The 16972-nt window shown below is 69.3% G+C and carries 17 protein-coding genes; 8 read left to right on the top strand and 9 right to left on the bottom strand.

The features are described from left to right. Positions 1 to 31 precede the first annotated feature (31 nt). The 5 genes from sigM (at position 32) to F9C12_RS23810 (ending at position 4347) form a co-directional block, all read left to right on the top strand. Positions 32 to 697, top strand: coding sequence for an RNA polymerase sigma factor SigM (sigM, locus tag F9C12_RS23830; RefSeq protein ID WP_409184064.1), 666 nt, complete (start codon positions 32 to 34; stop codon positions 695 to 697). Continuing rightward, positions 694 to 1491, top strand: coding sequence for a hypothetical protein (locus F9C12_RS23825; protein ID WP_409461895.1), 798 nt, complete (start codon positions 694 to 696; stop codon positions 1489 to 1491). The genes sigM and F9C12_RS23825 overlap by 4 nt, the downstream gene beginning before the upstream one ends. Positions 1492 to 1586: 95 nt before the next feature. Continuing rightward, on the top strand, positions 1587 to 2579 hold the full coding sequence (gene trxB, locus F9C12_RS23820) for a thioredoxin-disulfide reductase (RefSeq protein ID WP_409184062.1): 993 nt from the start codon (positions 1587 to 1589) through the stop codon (positions 2577 to 2579). A 28-nt stretch (positions 2580 to 2607) separates the two neighbouring features. Continuing rightward, positions 2608 to 2931, top strand: a complete 324-nt coding sequence (gene trxA, locus F9C12_RS23815; protein ID WP_067578295.1) for a thioredoxin — start codon at positions 2608 to 2610, stop codon at positions 2929 to 2931. A 267-nt stretch (positions 2932 to 3198) separates the two neighbouring features. Further along, a complete protein-coding gene (locus F9C12_RS23810) occupies positions 3199 to 4347 on the top strand; it encodes an N-acetylmuramoyl-L-alanine amidase (RefSeq protein WP_037363547.1) in 1149 nt (382 codons plus the stop codon). A gap of 802 nt (positions 4348 to 5149) precedes the next feature. Here the strand turns inward: F9C12_RS23810 and F9C12_RS23805 are convergent. Next, positions 5150 to 5794, bottom strand: a complete 645-nt coding sequence (locus F9C12_RS23805) for a GNAT family N-acetyltransferase (protein WP_406639831.1) — start codon at positions 5792 to 5794, stop codon at positions 5150 to 5152. Positions 5795 to 5977: 183 nt separating this feature from the next. Here F9C12_RS23805 and F9C12_RS23800 point away from each other — a divergent pair, with 183 nt between their 5' ends. Further along, a complete protein-coding gene (locus tag F9C12_RS23800; RefSeq protein WP_409461894.1) occupies positions 5978 to 7297 on the top strand; it encodes a PLP-dependent aminotransferase family protein in 1320 nt (439 codons plus the stop codon). A 30-nt stretch (positions 7298 to 7327) separates the two neighbouring features. After that, positions 7328 to 8278, top strand: a complete 951-nt coding sequence (locus F9C12_RS23795) for a D-alanine--D-alanine ligase (RefSeq protein WP_009085339.1) — start codon at positions 7328 to 7330, stop codon at positions 8276 to 8278. Between the two features lie 131 nt (positions 8279 to 8409). Here F9C12_RS23795 and F9C12_RS23790 read toward each other — a convergent pair whose 3' ends face one another. The 8 genes from F9C12_RS23790 to rpmH all read right to left on the bottom strand — a co-directional run bounded on the left by F9C12_RS23790 (position 8410) and on the right by rpmH (position 14623). Next, positions 8410 to 9426 (bottom strand): ParB/RepB/Spo0J family partition protein, encoded by a 1017-nt coding sequence (locus F9C12_RS23790; protein ID WP_409461893.1) that lies wholly within the window; start codon positions 9424 to 9426, stop codon positions 8410 to 8412. Next, entirely contained in the window at positions 9423 to 10346 is a 924-nt protein-coding gene (locus F9C12_RS23785) for a ParA family protein (protein ID WP_409184059.1), read from the bottom strand. Before F9C12_RS23785 ends, F9C12_RS23790 begins: the two co-directional genes overlap by 4 nt. A gap of 85 nt (positions 10347 to 10431) precedes the next feature. Continuing rightward, positions 10432 to 11112 carry a 16S rRNA (guanine(527)-N(7))-methyltransferase RsmG gene (rsmG, locus tag F9C12_RS23780; RefSeq protein WP_409461892.1) on the bottom strand — a complete coding sequence of 227 codons (681 nt, stop codon included), beginning with the start codon at positions 11110 to 11112 and terminating at the stop codon, positions 10432 to 10434. 868 nt (positions 11113 to 11980) lie between these two features. Next, positions 11981 to 12520, bottom strand: coding sequence for a protein jag (locus F9C12_RS23775; protein ID WP_409184057.1), 540 nt, complete (start codon positions 12518 to 12520; stop codon positions 11981 to 11983). Positions 12521 to 12548: 28 nt separating this feature from the next. Beyond that, positions 12549 to 13688: a membrane protein insertase YidC gene (yidC, locus tag F9C12_RS23770; protein WP_409461891.1), complete on the bottom strand. Its 1140-nt coding sequence runs from the start codon at positions 13686 to 13688 to the stop codon at positions 12549 to 12551. 4 nt (positions 13689 to 13692) lie between these two features. Then, positions 13693 to 14019, bottom strand: coding sequence for a membrane protein insertion efficiency factor YidD (gene yidD, locus F9C12_RS23765; RefSeq protein WP_409184055.1), 327 nt, complete (start codon positions 14017 to 14019; stop codon positions 13693 to 13695). A 6-nt stretch (positions 14020 to 14025) separates the two neighbouring features. Continuing rightward, positions 14026 to 14457, bottom strand: coding sequence for a ribonuclease P protein component (rnpA, locus tag F9C12_RS23760; RefSeq protein WP_409184054.1), 432 nt, complete (start codon positions 14455 to 14457; stop codon positions 14026 to 14028). A gap of 22 nt (positions 14458 to 14479) precedes the next feature. Further along, entirely contained in the window at positions 14480 to 14623 is a 144-nt protein-coding gene (gene rpmH / locus F9C12_RS23755; protein ID WP_037363527.1) for a 50S ribosomal protein L34, read from the bottom strand. Positions 14624 to 15222: 599 nt separating this feature from the next. Between rpmH and dnaA the strand changes: the two genes are divergently transcribed. After that, entirely contained in the window at positions 15223 to 16902 is a 1680-nt protein-coding gene (dnaA, locus tag F9C12_RS23750; protein ID WP_409186831.1) for a chromosomal replication initiator protein DnaA, read from the top strand. The last annotated feature ends 70 nt before the right edge of the window (positions 16903 to 16972 follow it).

The raw sequence follows: 16972 nt of genomic DNA, 5'->3' as shown, positions 1-16972 counted from the left end.
CCTGCGATCGCGACTCAGTAGGCTCTTCCGGGTGACGGCTGCAGCTCCCACGGATGCGGATCTGATCGCGGCGCACGCCGCGGGCGATCCGCATGCGTTCAGTGAACTGGTCCGGCGGCATCGAGACCGCATGTGGGCGGTAGCGCTGCGCACGCTGCGCGATCCGGAAGAGGCGGCGGACGCGCTGCAGGAGGCGTTCATCTCGGCCTTCCGCGCGGCGGGCAAGTTCCGCGCGGAGTCGCAGGTCACGACCTGGCTGCACCGGATCGTGGTGAACGCGTGCCTCGACCGGATCCGGCGAAGGCAGGCCCGGCCGACCGTGCCGTTGCCCGAGACCGGGGAGTACAACGAACCGGCCGCGCCCGGCGATTCGATGGCCGAGAAGGAGACCAGCCTGCTGGTCCGCAAGGCGCTTGACGAGCTGCCCGAAGACCAGCGCGCGCCGATCCTGATGGTCGACGTCGAGGGCTATTCGGTGGCCGAGACCGCGAAAATGCTCGGCATCGCCGAGGGCACGGTCAAGAGCCGGTGCGCGCGCGGGCGGGGAAAACTCGCGAAGGTTCTCGGGCATCTGCGGAACCCGGACGAGGGTGGCGACGTCCCAACTAACGAAAGCAAACGCAAGCACGCCACTTCGGAGGGGTCCCGGAGTGCCGGGCGAGCCCAGCGCTCGCCGGGGAACGGGGAGGGACGATGACGGACGAGAGCCGGGGGGCAGGCGGAACCATCGGACCGCCCTGGTCTGTCGACCTGCTCGCCGACCTCCACGCCGGGGTCCTCGACGACCAGGAGGCGGCGAAGCTGTGGCCGCGGGTGAACGCGGATCCGGAGGCGCGCGCGGTCATCGAGGCCTTGGAGGCGACCACCGCCGACCTGTCCGCGCTCGCCGCGGAACCGGCCCCGCCGATGCCCGCCGAGTTCGCGGCCCGGCTCGACGCCGCGCTCGCCGCGGAGTCGGCGGCCCGGCAGGAGGCGACGTTTCCGGCGGCGGCACCGGCGACTGCTGAGCAGCCGGTCGCGCCGGTGGTGGACCTGTCGGCGGCGCGGAAACGGCGGAACCGGCAGCTCGGCTGGGGCGCGGGAATCCTGACCGCCGCCGCGGCCGCCGCGATGGCGATCACGCTGACCGTGCCCGGCAAGACGACCTCGGACACGTCCGGCGTCGCCGCGCCCGCGCCGTCCGCGGTGGGCGGCCCGTCCGTCGGCGCCGACGGGAGCGGGGCGGAAGCGCTGCTGGGCGGCGGCCTCGGCGTGCGGAACTACGGCCCGCTGCAGGACTCGAAACGGTTCGACGCCTGCGTCGAAGCTGCCGGGATGGATCCGGCGGTGCGGCCGGAAGGCGTGCGGCCGGTGACGGTCGAGGGCAAGCCGGGGGTGGTGGCGATTTACACCACCGGCAAGCTCGCGCAGTTCCGGCTGGTCGCGTTCGGCGCGGACTGCGGGCCGGGGCGGCCGGACAAGCTGTTCGACAAGGTGGTCGGCAAGAAGTAGCGGGCCGGGCGTAGCGGGCGTCACCGCCGGGAACACCTCCACCTACGATCGTGTTGAGCCTGGAGCACAGGTCATGACGAGCGGAGGGTTGACGGGTGGCTGCCGAGGAAATCAGGAACCTGATCGTCGTCGGGTCGGGTCCTGCCGGTTACACCGCAGCGGTCTACGCGGCGCGCGCACAGCTCGAACCGCTGGTGTTCGAGGGCACGCAGTTCGGCGGCGCGCTGATGACCACCACCGAGGTCGAGAACTTCCCGGGGTTCCGCGACGGGATCCAGGGCCCGGACCTGATGGAGGAGATGCGCAAGCAGGCCGAGCGCTTTGGCGCCGAGCTGCGCGCGGAGGACGTCGAGTCGCTCGAGCTGACCGGCGACGTGAAGTACGTCGTCGCGAACGGCAAGCGCTACGCCGCGCGGGCGGTCATTCTCGCCATGGGTGCCGCGGCGCGGTATCTGAAGGTGCCGGGCGAGCAGGAGCTGCTCGGCCGCGGCGTGTCCGCCTGTGCGACCTGTGACGGTTTCTTCTTCCGGGACCACGACATCGCGGTGGCCGGCGGCGGCGACTCGGCGATGGAGGAGGCGACCTTCCTGACGAAGTTCGCCAAGTCCGTGACGATCGTGCACCGGCGCGACGAGTTCCGGGCGTCGAAGATCATGCTTGAGCGCGCTCGCGCGAACGAGAAGATCAAGTGGCAGCTGAACTCGCAGATCACCGGGGTCGAGGGCGACGGGACGGTGTCCGGCCTGAAGGTGCGCGACACGAAGACCGGCGAGGAGAAGACGCTCGACGTGACCGGGTTCTTCGTCGCGATCGGCCACGATCCGCGCAGCGAGCTGGTGCGCGGTCAGGTGGACGTGGACGAGGACGGTTACGTGCTCACCCAGGGCCGCACGTCCTACACGAACCTGCCCGGCGTGTTCGCCGCCGGCGACCTGGTCGACCGCACCTACCGGCAGGCGATCACCGCCGCCGGTTCCGGCTGCAGCGCGGCGATCGACGCGGAACGATGGCTCGCGGAGCACGGCGAGGCCGAGGCGCACGAGGCACCGGAACTGGTCGGCGGCGGCTACGGCGCCGGCGAGCACTGACTTTCCCACCGAGTTGAAGGAGCAAGCGATGTCCGAACCCGTGAAGGTGACCGACAAGTCGTTCGTGGACGACGTCCTGACCAGCGAGAAGCCCGTTCTGGTCGATTTCTGGGCGACCTGGTGCGGGCCGTGCAAGATGGTCGCCCCGGTGCTCGAGGAGATCGCGAAGGAAAACGGCGACAAGATCAAGGTCGCGAAGCTCGACATCGACGAGAACCCGAACACGGCGCGTGACTACCAGGTGATGTCGATTCCGACGCTGATCCTGTTCCAGGGCGGCAAGCCGGTGAAGCAGATCGTGGGCGCGAAGCCGAAGGCCGCGCTGCTGTCCGATCTCGCCGACGTGCTCTGAGCGGTCCACCTGCTGAGAACCCGGGCCAGCGACGATCGACTCGCCGGTCCGGGTTCTCGCGCGTTCGGGAACCACCCGCGCGGGGGTGTGCGCGCAGGTGCACCCGGCGTGTCCGCCGAGGGAGGACCCACCCTCCGGTGGCGCACCGACCGGGCCTGCGTCCTTACCGAGAGTTCACAGGGCACAATAGGTGCCTGGGTACACCCCTACCCGGGTTTCTGTTTCGCATCGAGCCGGTTTCGGTGCCTGAGGAAGAGCGAGGAGTGCATGCGGGTACTCCGCCGCGGTGACGCCGGTCCCGACGTCGCCGAGATCAGGTCGATCCTTGCCGGGATGGATCTGCTCCCGCCGGTGGCGGGGACCGAGCGGTACAACACGTTCGACGTCGCGGTGGAGCAGGCCGTGCGCGCCTTCCAGCAGCGCCGCGGGCTCATCACCGACGGCGTCGTGGGCCCTGCGACGTACCAGGCGCTCAAGGGCGCCAGCTATCACCTCGGGAGCCGCCCGCTTCAGTACCTTTTGTCGTCGCCGGTGCACGGCGACGACGTTTTCACTCTTCAGGAGCGGCTCACCGAACTGGGCTTCGACGCGGGCCGCCCGGACGGGTATTTCGGCCCGCAGACCGAGCGCGCCCTGCGCACGTTCCAGCGCGACATGCGGCTGACGTCGGACGGCATCTGCGGCCCGGCCACCATCCGCGAACTGCACCGCCTGTCGTCGCCGCGCGCCCGCGGCGGCCGCCCGGTTTTCCTGCGCGAGCAGGAGCAGGTGCGCCAGGCGGGCCCGCGGCTGCGCGGCAAGCGCATCGTGATCGACCCGGGCCACGGCGGCGAGGACCTCGGCGTAGTCGCCGGCGGCCTGCGCGAGGCGGACATCGCCTGGGACCTGGCGCGGCGGCTCGAGGGCCGGATGCAGGCCACCGGCATGGAGGCCCTGATCAGCCGGGGCCCGAACCACAGCCCGACGGATTTCGAACGCGCCCGCTTCGCCAACGACGCCGGCGCGGACCTGTTCCTGTCGCTGCACAACGACGGCAACCCGTCGCCGCGCGCGCAGGGCGTAGCGAGCTTCCACTTCGGCACCGGCAACGGCACCACGTCCACGGTCGGCGAACTGCTGGCGGGTTTCATCCAGCGCGAGGTCGCCGCCCGCACCGGTTTGCTGGACTGCCGCACGCACTACAAGACGTGGGAGATCTTCACCCGCACGCGCTGCCCAGCCGTCCGCGTGGAAATCGGCTACCTGACCAACCCCGACGACGCCGCCCGCCTGGCCGACCCGGCCTTCCGCGACGTCGTGGCCGAGGGCATCCTCATCGCGGTGAAGCGCCTCTACCTTCTTGGCGAAGGCGACCAGCCGACCGGCACCTTCACCTTCGCCGACGTCCTGGCCCACGAACTGGCCAAGGCCGAATAACCCCTTTCTCCGCCCCGCTGGACGCCCCGAGCTACGCCCTGCCCCGGCCTTCCCACCCCGGATGCCGCCGCAGGGCCCACCCGGCGCGCCCCGACCGCTGGCGCCGTCTCAGCCCTGTTTACCCGCGCTGACCCGACCTCACCCCAGCCGACCACTACGCACAGTCACGCCCACCGCCGCTCTCCCGGCCAACCCAGCCACGCTCGCCCCTCACCACGCCCCCGGACCGCCAACCGCGCCCCCAGCACTAAACAACCGGAGCCGCCACACCGCTTCACCGGCGCCACAAGACCTTGCGCCACACTGCTGCAGCACCCACCACACCTGGGGGCAGCCCCCGCCCTTCCCGGGGGGCGTCCCCAGATCCATTCTATCCATCCACAGCTTTTCCACGGCTTCTATCTGCAATCTGTGGATAACTCGGGTGTTCTTCCACAGTTGTGCACAGGCACCGTGAGTGGGTGTTTTCCCGGCGGATCAGAGGTGGTATGGGGCGGGTCGAGCACGGCTCGGCGGCGGCCGGGGTCAGCGGTGAGTCAATGAAGAACAGGTGGCGGCTGACCTCGGTCGATGCGGTTCGTGCGGCTGCGCGCGGGGGTCGAAATAGGCGGATTGCGAGGTTCGGCGGCGACGGTGCAGAGGTCGCACGAAGCGCGGGGTACGGCACCAAACAGCACGGAGAGTGACCGCACAGCCGGAATCGAGCCGAGCGGGGTGGAGGACGGCGAGCTAGCCGGACCCGTGGTTCAGGGTGGGTGCCAGCAAGGTCATTCAGGATGATCCGACCGGCGAAGCGGAAGCGTCAGGCGCGGCCGAGGCTGGGTTCTGCCGTCGTGATCGTCACCTGGCCGAGCAGGCGCTCCAGGGCCGCTTCGACGTCTTCCTTCCAGGTGATCGCCGAGCGCAGTTCCAGGCGCAGCCGCGGATATTTCGGGTGCGGGCGCACTGTTTTGAAGCCGACGCTCTGCAGGAACGCGGCGGGCAGCACGCACGAGTGCTGGCCCAGCGGGTCCTCGTCGTCGGGGGTGGCGTCGCCGAAGGATTCGATCGCGCGGACACCGCGTTTGGTGAGGTCTTTCGCCACGGCCTGCACCAGCATCCGGCCGAGGCCGCCGCCGCGGAATTCCGGCAGGACCTGGAAAGCGGTGAGCAGGACGGCGTCCGCGCTGGGCGGCGACGTCGGGAAGGCGAGCGAGCGGGGCACCGCGTTCGGCGGGGCGTAGAGCACGAAGCCGACCGGCAGCGTGTCGCTGTAGACGATGCGGCCGCAGGAACCCCATTCCAGCAGCACGCTGGACACCCAGGCTTCCTTCTCGACCTCGGTGGAGCCGTACTCCTCGGCCTGCGCCTTCAGATGCGGCGCGAGCTCCCAGTACACGCACTGCCGACAGCTTTTGGGCAGGTGCTCGAGATTGTCCAGGGTGACGCCCACCACGCGACGTGACACCTGAAAACCTCCCTGGACCCCGCAACTCCGGCCTCCGCACCCGCAAGAGCGCAGGCAGCACCGGAAGAACCACCCCGAGGATAGGCCGATGTGACAAGCGCCGGAAGAGCGGGGAGCCGGAAGAGGCCGCGGTTACACTCGATGGATCTACCAGCAGGTACCCACCGAGCCCTCAGGTGTCCGATGACCGAGAACCGCCCCGCCAAGCCGCAGACCGGCCGCCACAATCTCGACCCGCATCTCGACCGGTACGCCGCGCGTACCGCCGGGATGACCGCATCCGAGATCCGCGCGCTTTTCGCAGTGGCAAGCCGGCCGGAGGTCGTCTCGCTCGCCGGCGGCATGCCGAACCTGGCCGCGCTGCCGCTCGACACTCTTTCGACTCAGGTCGGCGAGATCATCGCCGAGGAGGGGCTCGTCGCCCTGCAGTACGGGTCCGCGCACGGGATTCCCGCGCTGCGTGACCAAATCTGCGAAATCATGGCTCTCGAGGGGATCAAGGCGCACCCCGACGACGTCGTGGTCACCGTCGGTTCCCAAATGGGCCTCGACATGGTGACCCGGCTGTTCTGCGACCCGGGCGACGTCGTGATCGCTGAAGGCCCGTCGTACGTCGGCGCGCTCGGCTCGTTTTCCGCGTACCAGGCGAATGTCGTGCACGTCGCGATGGACGAGCACGGCCTCGTGCCCGAAGGGCTGCGGGAAGCCTTGCGCCAGGCCGAAAAAGCCGGCCAGCGGGTCAAATTCCTTTACACGATCCCGAATTTCCACAACCCGGCCGGCGTGACGTTGTCGGCTGAACGGCGTCCGGAGATCGTCGAGATCTGCCGCGAGCACGGCGTGCTGATCATCGAGGACAACCCGTACGGCCTGCTCGGTTTCGACGGCCAGACCTACCCGGCGCTGCGCTCGCTCGACCCGGACAACGTCGTGTACCTCGGTTCGTTCTCGAAGACGTTCGCCTCCGGGCTGCGCGTCGGCTGGGTGCTCGCGCCGCACGCGGTGCGCGAAAAGCTTGTGCTGGCAGCGGAATCCGCGACGCTGTGCCCGCCGACCTTCAACCAGATGATCGTCTCGCGCTACCTCGCGACGCACGACTGGAAGGGTCAGATCAAGAAGTTCCGCGAGAACTACCGCGAACGCCGCGACGCGATGTTGTCGGCGCTGCAACAATATCTGCCGCCCGGCTGCTCTTGGACCAACCCCGACGGCGGCTTCTACGTGTGGGTCACGGTGCCGGAAGGCGTTGACACCAAAGCGATGTTGCCGCGCGCGGTCACCGCCCGGGTCGCGTACGCGTCCGGCACCGGTTTCTACGCCGACGGTTTCGGCTCCCGCCAGATGCGGTTGTCGTACTGCTATCCGACGCCCGAACGCATCCGCGAGGGCGTCCGCCGGCTCGCCGCGGTGCTCGAGTCCGAAATGGACCTCAACCGCACCTTCGGTAGCGTGAAGGCGCGCACCATCCCGGGGCCCGAGACCCCGTCTCCGGACACGGTCTGACCGGCCCTGCAACACTAAGGAGTTCCCACGGTGGTCGACCGTACCGTTGCCGTGCTCGCCGGCGGGCTTTCCCACGAACGCGACGTTTCGCTCCGCTCCGGGCGCAGGCTCTCCGCCGCGCTGCGGGCCGAGGGCCTCACGGTGGAGGAGTGGGACACCGACGCCGGACTGCTCGAACGGCTGCGCACGCAGCGCCCGGACGCGGTTGTCGTCGCGCTGCACGGCGGCGAGGGCGAGAACGGCTCGGTGCAGACCGTGCTGGAAATGCTCGACGTGCCGTTCGTCGGCACGCACTCGCAGGGCTGCCGCCGCGCCTGGGACAAGCCGACCGCGAAGGCGTTCGTGCAGCAGGCCGGATTCTCGACACCGGACTGGATTGTGTTGCCGCACAGCACTTTCCGGGAGCTGGGGGCCCAGTCGGTGCTCGACGCGATGGTCGAGCGGCTCGGCCTGCCGCTGATCCTCAAGCCGGACCAGGGCGGGTCGGCGCTCGGCACCCAGGTGGTCCGGGAGGCGGCGGAACTGCCCGCGGCGATGGTCGGTTGCTTCGCGTACGGCGACACCGTGCTCGCGGAACGGTTCGTGGACGGCGTTGAAGTGGCCGTCACGGTCATCGAGGGGGAGAACGGGGCCGAGGCCCTGCCCGCGGTCGAGATCGTGCCGGAGAGCGGCGTCTACGACTACACCGCGCGCTACACCGCCGGTCTCACCGACTTCTTCACCCCGGCCCGGATTTCCGACGAAGCCGCGAAGGCGGTCAGCGAACTCGCCGTCGGCGCGCACCGGTGGCTCGGGCTTCGCGACATCTCGCGGACCGACGCGGTGATCACGCCGGACGGGGGAGTCCACTTCCTCGAAGTGAACCTCTCGCCGGGTCTCACCGAAACGTCAACGGTGCCGATGGCGGTCGAGGCCGCCGGCACGACGCTCGGTTCAGTTTTCGCGGATCTCGTCGCGCGCGCCGTCGCCCGCGCGAACTGAAAACCTGGCGGACGGGGCGGGCGGCGGCCTGCCGCCCTTCCCCGCGCCGGTCGATTCCGGCGGCCACTCCGCGTGACCGTGGCCGCCTCGATCCGCAATCATCACCGTGACGAAACGCCCCTGGGTGATCCCTAATCGGTTTCGTCGCTCTGCTTCGCCGATTTTTCCCCGGAATTCGCGTCGATGATCCCGACGATCCGTTCAAGATCGTCCACCGAGCCGAACTCGAGAACGATGCGCCCCTTGCGCCGGCCGAGGTCGACCTTCACCCGGGTGTCGAACCGATCGGACAGCCGGTTCGCGAGTTCCTGCAATCCCGGTGCCTGAATTGGCTTGCGGGGAGCAGCCTTCGGCTTCGCCGGCTTCTCGCTCTTCTTCAGCGTGACGGCTTCCTCGGTGGCCCGCACCGACATGCCCTCCGCGACGATCCGCGCCGCCAGTTCCTCCTGGCTGTCCGGATCCTCCAACGACAGCAGCGCCCGCGCGTGCCCGGCGGACAGCACGCCGGCGGCCACCCGTCGCTGCACGGGGAGGGGGAGTTTGAGCAACCGGATCGTGTTCGTGATGACCGGGCGGCTGCGGCCGATGCGACCGGCCAGCTCCTCGTGCGTCACCGCGAACTCGTCGAGCAGCTGCTGATAAGCCGCCGCCTCTTCGAGCGGGTTCAGCTGCACGCGGTGGATGTTCTCCAGCAGCGCGTCCCGCAGCATCGACTCGTCGGCGGTCTGCCGCACGATCGCGGGGATCGCCTCGAGCTCCGCCTGCTGCGAGGCCCGCAGCCGGCGCTCGCCCATGACGAGTTCGTACTCGTTCTCGCCGAGTTCCCGTACGACGATCGGCTGCATGAGCCCGAACTCGCGGATCGAATGCTCGAGTTCGGCGAGCGCTTCCTCGTCGAAAACCTGGCGAGGCTGCTTCGGGTTCGGCTTGACCGAGCTGACCGGGATCTCGCGGTACACCGCGCCGGCGACCTCGCCGCCCGCGACCTGCTGGCCCGCAGCGCCGTTCGCCGCGAACCAGCCCTTGTCTTCGCGCGCCGCTTTGTCCGCGGGCGTGCTGGCCTCGGGCGCGGCCGGAGGAGGCGTCGCCGGTCCGGTCGGGATCAGGGCCGCCAGTCCGCGGCCGAGTCCTCCTCTGCGCTCAGTCATGTGGTGCTGCTCCTCTCCTTCACACCCCGCTCGGCGATCTCCTTCGCCGCGTCGAGATAGCTCATGGCACCACGTGAACCCGGGTCGTAGGCGAGGACGGTCTGGCCGTAGCCGGGTGCCTCGGACACCTTCACGCTGCGCGGGATGACGGTCTTCAGCACCGTGTCGCCGAAGTGGTTGCGGACCTCGTTGGTCACCTGGTCGGCGAGTTTGGTGCGACCGTCGTACATGGTGAGCAGGATCGTCGACACGCTCAGTTCGCGGTTGAGATGCTGCTGCACGAGTTCGATGTTGCTGAGGAGCTGCCCGAGACCCTCCAGTGCGTAGTACTCGCACTGGATCGGGATGAGCACTTCCTGCGCCGCCACCATCGCGTTGACGGTGAGGAGACCGAGCGACGGCGGGCAGTCGATGAAGACGTAGTCGACACCGAGCTGTTCGAGCGCCCCGGACGACAGCGCCTCCTTGAGCCGCGTCTCGCGGTTTGCCATGGAGACGAGTTCGATCTCGGCACCGGCGAGGTCGATCGTCGCGGGCACGCAGAAGAGGTTGGGCGACTGTTCGCTCTGCGCCGCGGCCTCGGCGATCGAGACCTCGCCGATGAGCACCTCGTAGATCGAGGGCGTGCCGGACCGGTGGTCGATGTCGAGCGCGGTGCTGGCGTTGCCCTGCGGGTCGAGGTCGATCACCAACGTTTTCAGCCCGTGCACGGCGAGCGCCGCGGCCAGGTTGACGGTGCTCGTCGTCTTGCCGACCCCGCCCTTCTGGTTCGCGACGGTCAGCACCCGGCGGCGAGCGGGTCGGGGGAGTACCCCTTCCTTGGGGTGGAGCACGCTCGCGGCGCGAACGGCTTCTTCAGCGATCGGCGTCCAGCCCATCTCCTGGCTGGCCTCCGCGGAGTCGGACGGCGGGGGATTCACCGGTCTCGACACCTCCTCCTGGTAGACGATTCGGGGCGTTCACACCGCGATGTTTCACGTGGAACGGCGCGGCTGTTGTCGTTCGCTAGCTCCGTCTGCCGCGTGGCCGGCTCGGCTTCGGCGGCAGGCGACGGATCAGGACCACCGTGCTGGGAACTTCGAGTACTGCCTTCCCGCATTCCGCGACTTGTGGTTCGGCCCCACCGGCCTTGCGCACCGCGTCGCGGTCCCGGGAGATCTCTTCGGCGGCGCTGGCACCCTTGAGAGCGACCAGTCGGCCTTCGGGACGGACCAGGGGAAGGCACCAGCCCGCGAGCCGAGCAAGAGGGGCGACCGCGCGGGCGGTGACGACGTCTGCGCCACTCAGCTGCTCGCGTACGGACCGCTCCTCGGCGCGTCCACGGACGATGGTGATCGGGAGTTCCAGCTTCTCGGCGACCTCGGCCAACCAGTCAACCCGGCGAGCCATGGGTTCCAGGAGCACGATATCGAGGTCCGGTCGAGCGATCGCCAGCGGTACTCCCGGAAGCCCGGCACCCGACCCAACGTCGACCACGCGCGCCCCGGAGGGGATCTGTTCGCCGATCACCGCGGAGTTCAGCACGTGCCGCTCCCACAGCCGATCAACCTCACGCGGTCCGATCAGCCCTCGCTCGACCCCATGAGTCGCCAGCAACTCCACGTACTCGGCAGCTCGTTCGACGCGCTCCCCGAACACCTCCACCGCCGCGGTCCGGACCGTTCCGGTGGCGCCGTCCAAGCTCACTACTCCCACTCCTCGCTCCGCGCGTTTCACGTGAAACGCGCTCGGTTGATTGTCCCTGATGCCGACGCCAAATCGAGCCGACAGACCGCAACTGTGGACAACTCCACTCGAGTCGCGAGTGATCCACAGGTGGTTTCACGTGAAACGCGATCACTGGGGCGAGATGGGGCGACGGGTTTCACGTGAAACGCCACGCTTGTAATTCGCCCAACCGGCGGCGTGGCTTCGGGGATGACGAAGTGCGGACGCCTGACGCGCGACCACGAACGCACAGCGGCCCACGCTGCAGTCATGATTCGGCTCGCTGCTCCGGCTCATCGCGGGCGGCCCGCCGACGACCGCTAGAACAACCCGGGCGCGCAGGAGCCTCAGCGGGAAGGGGAGCGGGGGAAGCCGAACGAGTGCGGACTACCCGGTTCGCGAACCCATCGGAGGGCGAGCCGTGGCGGCCGACCGAGCACCCGAAGCCAGAGGGCATGGAGGGGAGCAACCTCGGCTCGGCTCGGCTCGGCTCGGCTCGGCTCGGCTCGGCTCGGCTCGGCTCGGCTCGGCTCGGCTCGGCTCGGCTCGGCTCGGCTCGGCTCGGCTCGGCTCGGCTCGGCTCGGCTCGGCTCGGCTCGGCTCGGAAGGACGTTAGCGTCGGGTGTCGGTCAGTCCAGCGGGGCCGACCAGGACAGTCGGCGCGGGATCAATGCAGGGGCAGGCGCAGGGGTTGGCGCAGGGTCAGCGTGGTCCCCTCTCCGGTACCGCGTAAGAAGAGTCAGAAGAGCAGACACAAAAGAAGCGGCCCACCGGATCTCTCCGGTGGGCCGCCTCGGCTCAGTGCTCAACGTGGGGATCAAACGCGGCTCAGCGCGTCCGAGGGGGCTCAGTCCTCGGGGAAGATCACCACACGCCGCTTCGGGTCTTCGCCCTCGCTTTCGCTCGTGACGCCCTTGACCGTCGCGACCGCGTCGTGGACGACCTTGCGTTCGAACGGGCTCATCGGCTGCAGGCGCACCCGCTCGCCGCTCGACAGGACCGACTCCGCGGTGGACCGGCCGAGTTCGCGGAGTTCCTCTCGGCGGTCCGCGCGCCAGCCGGCGATGTCCAGCATCAGCCGGCTGCGCGAGCCGGTCTCCTGCTGGACCGCGAGGCGGGTCAGTTCCTGCAGCGCTTCGAGCACCGTGCCGCGGGGGCCGACCAGCTTCTCCAGGTCGTCGCCGCCGTCGATGCTGACAATCGCGCGGCCCGCTTCGACGTCCAGGTCGATGTCGCCGTCGTAGTCGAGCAGGTCCAGCAGGCGCTCGAGGTAGTCGCCGGCGATGTCGCCCTCTTGCACGAGAGCGTCGTCACCGCTCGCCTTCGGCTCGGCCGGTGCGCTCGTCTCTTCCTGATCGGCGTCGATCGTGTCGACCGTCTCCGACATCTTTCGTCTCCTCTCCGAACCCGAAGCGTCAGCGACGCTTCCGGCCCGACTTCCTGTTCGAGTCCTTGAGGAGTCCGGGCACCCCGGTGCCGTTCTCCTTCGATCCGTTCTGGTTCGACGTCTTCTCCGGCGCGCTCTCCGCCGGTTCGGCCGCCTTCTTCTCCGAGGAGGCGCCGCCACCGGCCTTGCCGTCCGCGGAGGCGGTCTGCGCGAAACCGTGCGCCGAACCCGCCTTGGTCACCTTGCCCTGCTGCTGGTTCTTCTTCTGCTGCACCGGCTTCTGGCCGACCTTCGGCGCGGTCGGCTTCTGGCCCGGCTTCGGGCCGAGCGACGCGCGCTTCTCGGCCGCCTCTGCCTTGCGGGCGGCCTCTTCCTTGTCGATCTTCGTGTAGACGAGGCGCTGCTGCATGAGCGTCCAGCCGTTGTTCGCCAGCCAGTAGAAGAGCAGGCCGAGCGGGAAGAAGGCACCGAACACCAGCACGCCGAGCGGGAAGACGTACATGGTGAGCTTGTTCATGATCGCGGTCTGCGGGGTGCCCGCGGCCGACGCGTTCTGCCGGGAGACCGAGTGCCGCGCGGTGAGGTGCGTGGCGATCGAGGCGATGATCATCAGCGGCAGCGCGACCGGGAGGACCTCCCAGTGCCAGCCGCCGTTCGCGACGTGCCCGGCGACGGCGCCGACGCCGTTGTTGACCGCCTCGCCCAGGTTGACGCCGAAGAGCTTCGCGCTCGTGTACGACAAAACGTCGTGCTCGTTGAAGAAGTAGTTCTCGGTCTTCGGGCCGCCGTTGGCCGGCGGCATGGTGAACGCGCGCAGCACGTGGTTCAGGCCGATGAAGACCGGGATCTGAAGGATCATCGGAAGGCAGCTGCCGAGCGGGTTGACGCCGTGCTCGCGCTGGAGCTTCTGCATCTCCTGCGCCTGGCGCTGCCGGTCGTTCGCGAACTTCTTCTGGATCTTCTTCATTTCCGGCGCGAAGTCTTGCATCTTCTTCATCGACCGGACCTGGTTCACGAACGGCTTGAACATGATGCCGCGGACGGTGAACGTCAGGAAGATGATGCCGAGGATCCACGAGATCGCGGTCGCTTCCCCGAAGACGAACCCGAAGACCTTGTGCCAACACCACAAGATGAAGGACACGGGGTAGTAGATGAAATCGAGCACTGAGCTACTCCTCGATCGGTGTTTCAGGCGTGCGGTGCCGCCACGAGAACTTCTCGGGCACCGGGTCGCGGCCGGGCGGGGTCCACGGGCCGCAGCGAAGCAGCCGGCGCAGCGCGAGGTAGGAGCCCCTGGCCGCGCCGTGGCGGGTCAGGGCTTCGACTGCGTACGCGCTGCAGCTCGGGTAGAACCGGCAAGCCGGCGGAAGAAAGGGCGAGATCGCCTTGCGGTAGAACCGCACGGGAAGGAGAAGCACCCACGCGACCGGACCCGGCCGGGGCGGCTTGCCTTCCTCGGGTGCTTCGGTGGCGCTGTGCTCGGAGGTGGCGTCCATGGCCGTTTACACCGCTGATCCGTGGTCGGGTGCCGCGCCCTGCTGACGCGGCTGCCGGGGAGCATCGGCCCCGGCCGGGCGGCCGGACGGCGCGAGGCCGAGCCGGCGCAGAGCGGCGTCGAGATCCGCGCCGAGCTCAGCGCTCGACGCGGACGCGGCCGGAGGCAATGCCCGTACCACCAACGAGCTGCCCGCGGGCAGTGTTCCGAGACGCGCGGAAACAAGGTGGCGCAACCGCCGGGTCACCCGGTGGCGCACCACCGAGTTGCCGACGGCCTTGCTCACCACAAAACCCGCCCTGGCCGCGAAAGGAGCGGCCACGGACGGGTCCGTGGTCAACGCATGGACGACGAGGCGGCGCCTGCCGGCTCGGGACCCCCGGCGGAGGACGACCCGGAAGTCCTCGCTCCGCCGCAGACGTGCGCCAGCGGGCAGCACGACGCGGTTGCGCGGAGCCGGATCAGGCGGACAGCTCGGCGCGGCCCTTGCGACGGCGCGCCGCGAGGATCGCCCGGCCCGCACGGGTCCGCATGCGCAGGCGGAAACCGTGGGTCTTCGCGCGACGACGGTTGTTCGGCTGGAAGGTGCGCTTGCCCTTGCTCACTGCTTCTCCTGTGTCTCGGCCGTCGGGCGACGGCGGATTCCCCGGCGCCCGGCGTGTCGTGCGGGTCGCACGGAAGTTCGTGCTGTCTCCTACCACCGGGTGGCCTCGTCACGACGAGCGACGACATACGTAGGCACGCGAAACGCACCCGTCGCATACGGGAGACCTTACGAGGGTACGCACCCCGGTCGTGAACGCTGCAGGCGCCCCTCCGCCACCCTCGGCGACCGACCCGCGAGACTGCCTCCCACCGCGGCGCGGCACCGAATGGCAACACGCCGTACCCCGTGAAATGCTTGCGCAGCACCACGTCTTGTGGCATCGAGCAGGGCTTGTTAGCGTGCCTCTCTCGGCCTCCGGGCAGGACTGACGCGGCCCAGCCGGCGCCGGGGGGTGTGGAGGCGCCCGGGGAGTACGCCGAGCCCGCAGGTGGCGTGGCTGCGGACGGCCGTACATTAGTGCACAGCTGTGGACAACTTTGTGGATATCGCTGTGCCGTCGCGCGGGTGAGTCCGGACCGCGTGCTCGAGGCGAGCTTCCAGGACGTGCTCGGGGTGGTCCGAGGCGTGCGCGCCGACGAGGGGAGGGGAGTCAGACCGGTGTCGGAGCACCAGCACAATCTGGGCGTCATCTGGGAGCAGGTGGTGCGGGAGCTGTCCGACGGCACCCTCTCCCCGCAGCAGCGAGCCTGGATGCGGGTGACCCGCCCGATCGGCCTCCTCGACGGCACCGCGCTGCTCGCCGCGCCGAGCGACTTCGCGAAAGAAGCCATCGAACGCGCGCTGCGCACCTCGATCACCGAAGCGCTGTCGCGGCGGCTCGGCCGTCCGGTGTCGCTCGCGGTGAAGGTCGACAGCACCGAGCCGGTCGCGCCCGCCCCCCGCTATGCGGCGTCACCCGCCCGGGTGGAAAACGATGTCCCGCGGCCGGAGCCGGTGCCGCAGGCGAATCCGCGGCCGGAGAACGGCCAGGCTGACCACGTGCGCGCGGAGCGCCCGAAGCCGATGCCGCCGCCGCGCCGTCCGCAGGTCGACGCGGCCGGTCTTCCGCCTGCGCGCGTCGAGCCGCCGCCCCCGCCTCCGCAGCAGCCGGTGCCCCCGGGCCTGGACGACGTCGAGGACCCGGACGAGGAAGTCGACGAAGAGGGCGAGGCGCTCGCCACCGCCAACGAGATCTGGCCCCGGTTCGCCGGGCAGCCGATCGCGGGGCAGCCCTACACCGCTCCCGCGCAGCCGCAGACGTCGAAGACGAAGCTGAACGAGAAGTACAACTTCGACACCTTCGTGATCGGCGCGTCCAACCGCTTCGCGCACGCCGCCGCGGTCGCCGTGGCCGAGGCGCCGGCCCGCGCGTACAACCCGCTGTTCATCTGGGGCGAGTCCGGGCTCGGCAAGACGCACCTGCTGCACGCCGTCGGGCACTACGCGCAACGGCTGTTCCCCGGGATGCGCGTGCGCTACGTCTCGACCGAAGAGTTCACGAACGACTTCATCAACTCGCTGCGCGACGACCGCAAGGTCGCCTTCCAGCGGCGCTACCGCGACATCGACATCCTGCTCGTGGACGACATCCAGTTCCTGGAGGGCAAGGAAGGCACCCAGGAGGAGTTCTTCCACACCTTCAACACGCTGCACAACGCGAACAAGCAGATCGTGGTCAGCTCCGACCGGCCGCCCAAGCGGCTGGAGACGCTGGAGGACCGGCTGCGGACGCGGTTCGAGTGGGGCCTGATCACCGACATCCAGCCGCCTGAGCTGGAGACCCGGATCGCGATCCTGCGCAAGAAGGCGGCTCAGGACCGGCTCGCGGTGCCCGGCGAGGTGCTGGAGTTCATCGCGTCGCGGGTCGAGGCGAACATCCGCGAACTGGAGGGCGCGCTGATCCGCGTCACCGCGTTCGCGTCGCTCAACCAGCAGCCGGTGGAAGTCGGGCTCGCCGAGATCGTGCTGCGCGATCTGATCCCGGATTCGCACACGCCGGAGATCACCGCGCCGACGATCATGGGCGTGACCGCCGAGTTCTTCGACGTGACGCTCGACGAGCTGTGCGGGCCCGGCAAGACGAAGGCGCTCGCCACGGCCCGCCAGATCGCCATGTACCTGTGCCGCGAGCTGACCGAGATGTCGCTGCCGAAGATCGGCCAGACGTTCGGCGGCCGCGACCACACGACCGTCATGCACGCGGACAAGAAGATCCGCAAGGAAATGGCCGAACGCAGGCGCATTTACGACCAGGTGCAAGAGCTGACGTCGCGGATCAAGCAGCGCGCCCGGCAGTAGCCGGCTGCCGCGTTTGGACACTCGCTTGTAGACACTGCCGCTCTCTCTTCAGAGGACGCCACGGACCGTC

The sequence above is a fragment of the Amycolatopsis sp. GA6-003 genome, assembly GCF_046267895.1.
Lineage (GTDB): Bacteria > Actinomycetota > Actinomycetes > Mycobacteriales > Pseudonocardiaceae > Amycolatopsis.
Note: the sequence above shows the minus strand (reverse complement) of the source record. Positions and strands in the feature narration are given on the sequence as shown.

Bases quoted from the DNA above. Each gene is read 5' to 3' on its own strand.
- F9C12_RS23825 (WP_409461895.1), top strand. From the start codon at position 694: ATGACGGACGAGAGCCGGGGGGCAGGCGGAACCATCGGACCGCCCTGG.
- trxA (WP_067578295.1), top strand. From the start codon at position 2,608: ATGTCCGAACCCGTGAAGGTGACCGACAAGTCGTTCGTGGACGACGTC.
- F9C12_RS23810 (WP_037363547.1), top strand. From the start codon at position 3,199: ATGCGGGTACTCCGCCGCGGTGACGCCGGTCCCGACGTCGCCGAGATC.
- F9C12_RS23800 (WP_409461894.1), top strand. From the start codon at position 5,978: ATGACCGAGAACCGCCCCGCCAAGCCGCAGACCGGCCGCCACAATCTC.
- F9C12_RS23790 (WP_409461893.1), bottom strand. From the start codon at position 9,426: ATGACTGAGCGCAGAGGAGGACTCGGCCGCGGACTGGCGGCCCTGATC.
- F9C12_RS23775 (WP_409184057.1), bottom strand. From the start codon at position 12,520: ATGTCGGAGACGGTCGACACGATCGACGCCGATCAGGAAGAGACGAGC.
- yidD (WP_409184055.1), bottom strand. From the start codon at position 14,019: ATGGACGCCACCTCCGAGCACAGCGCCACCGAAGCACCCGAGGAAGGC.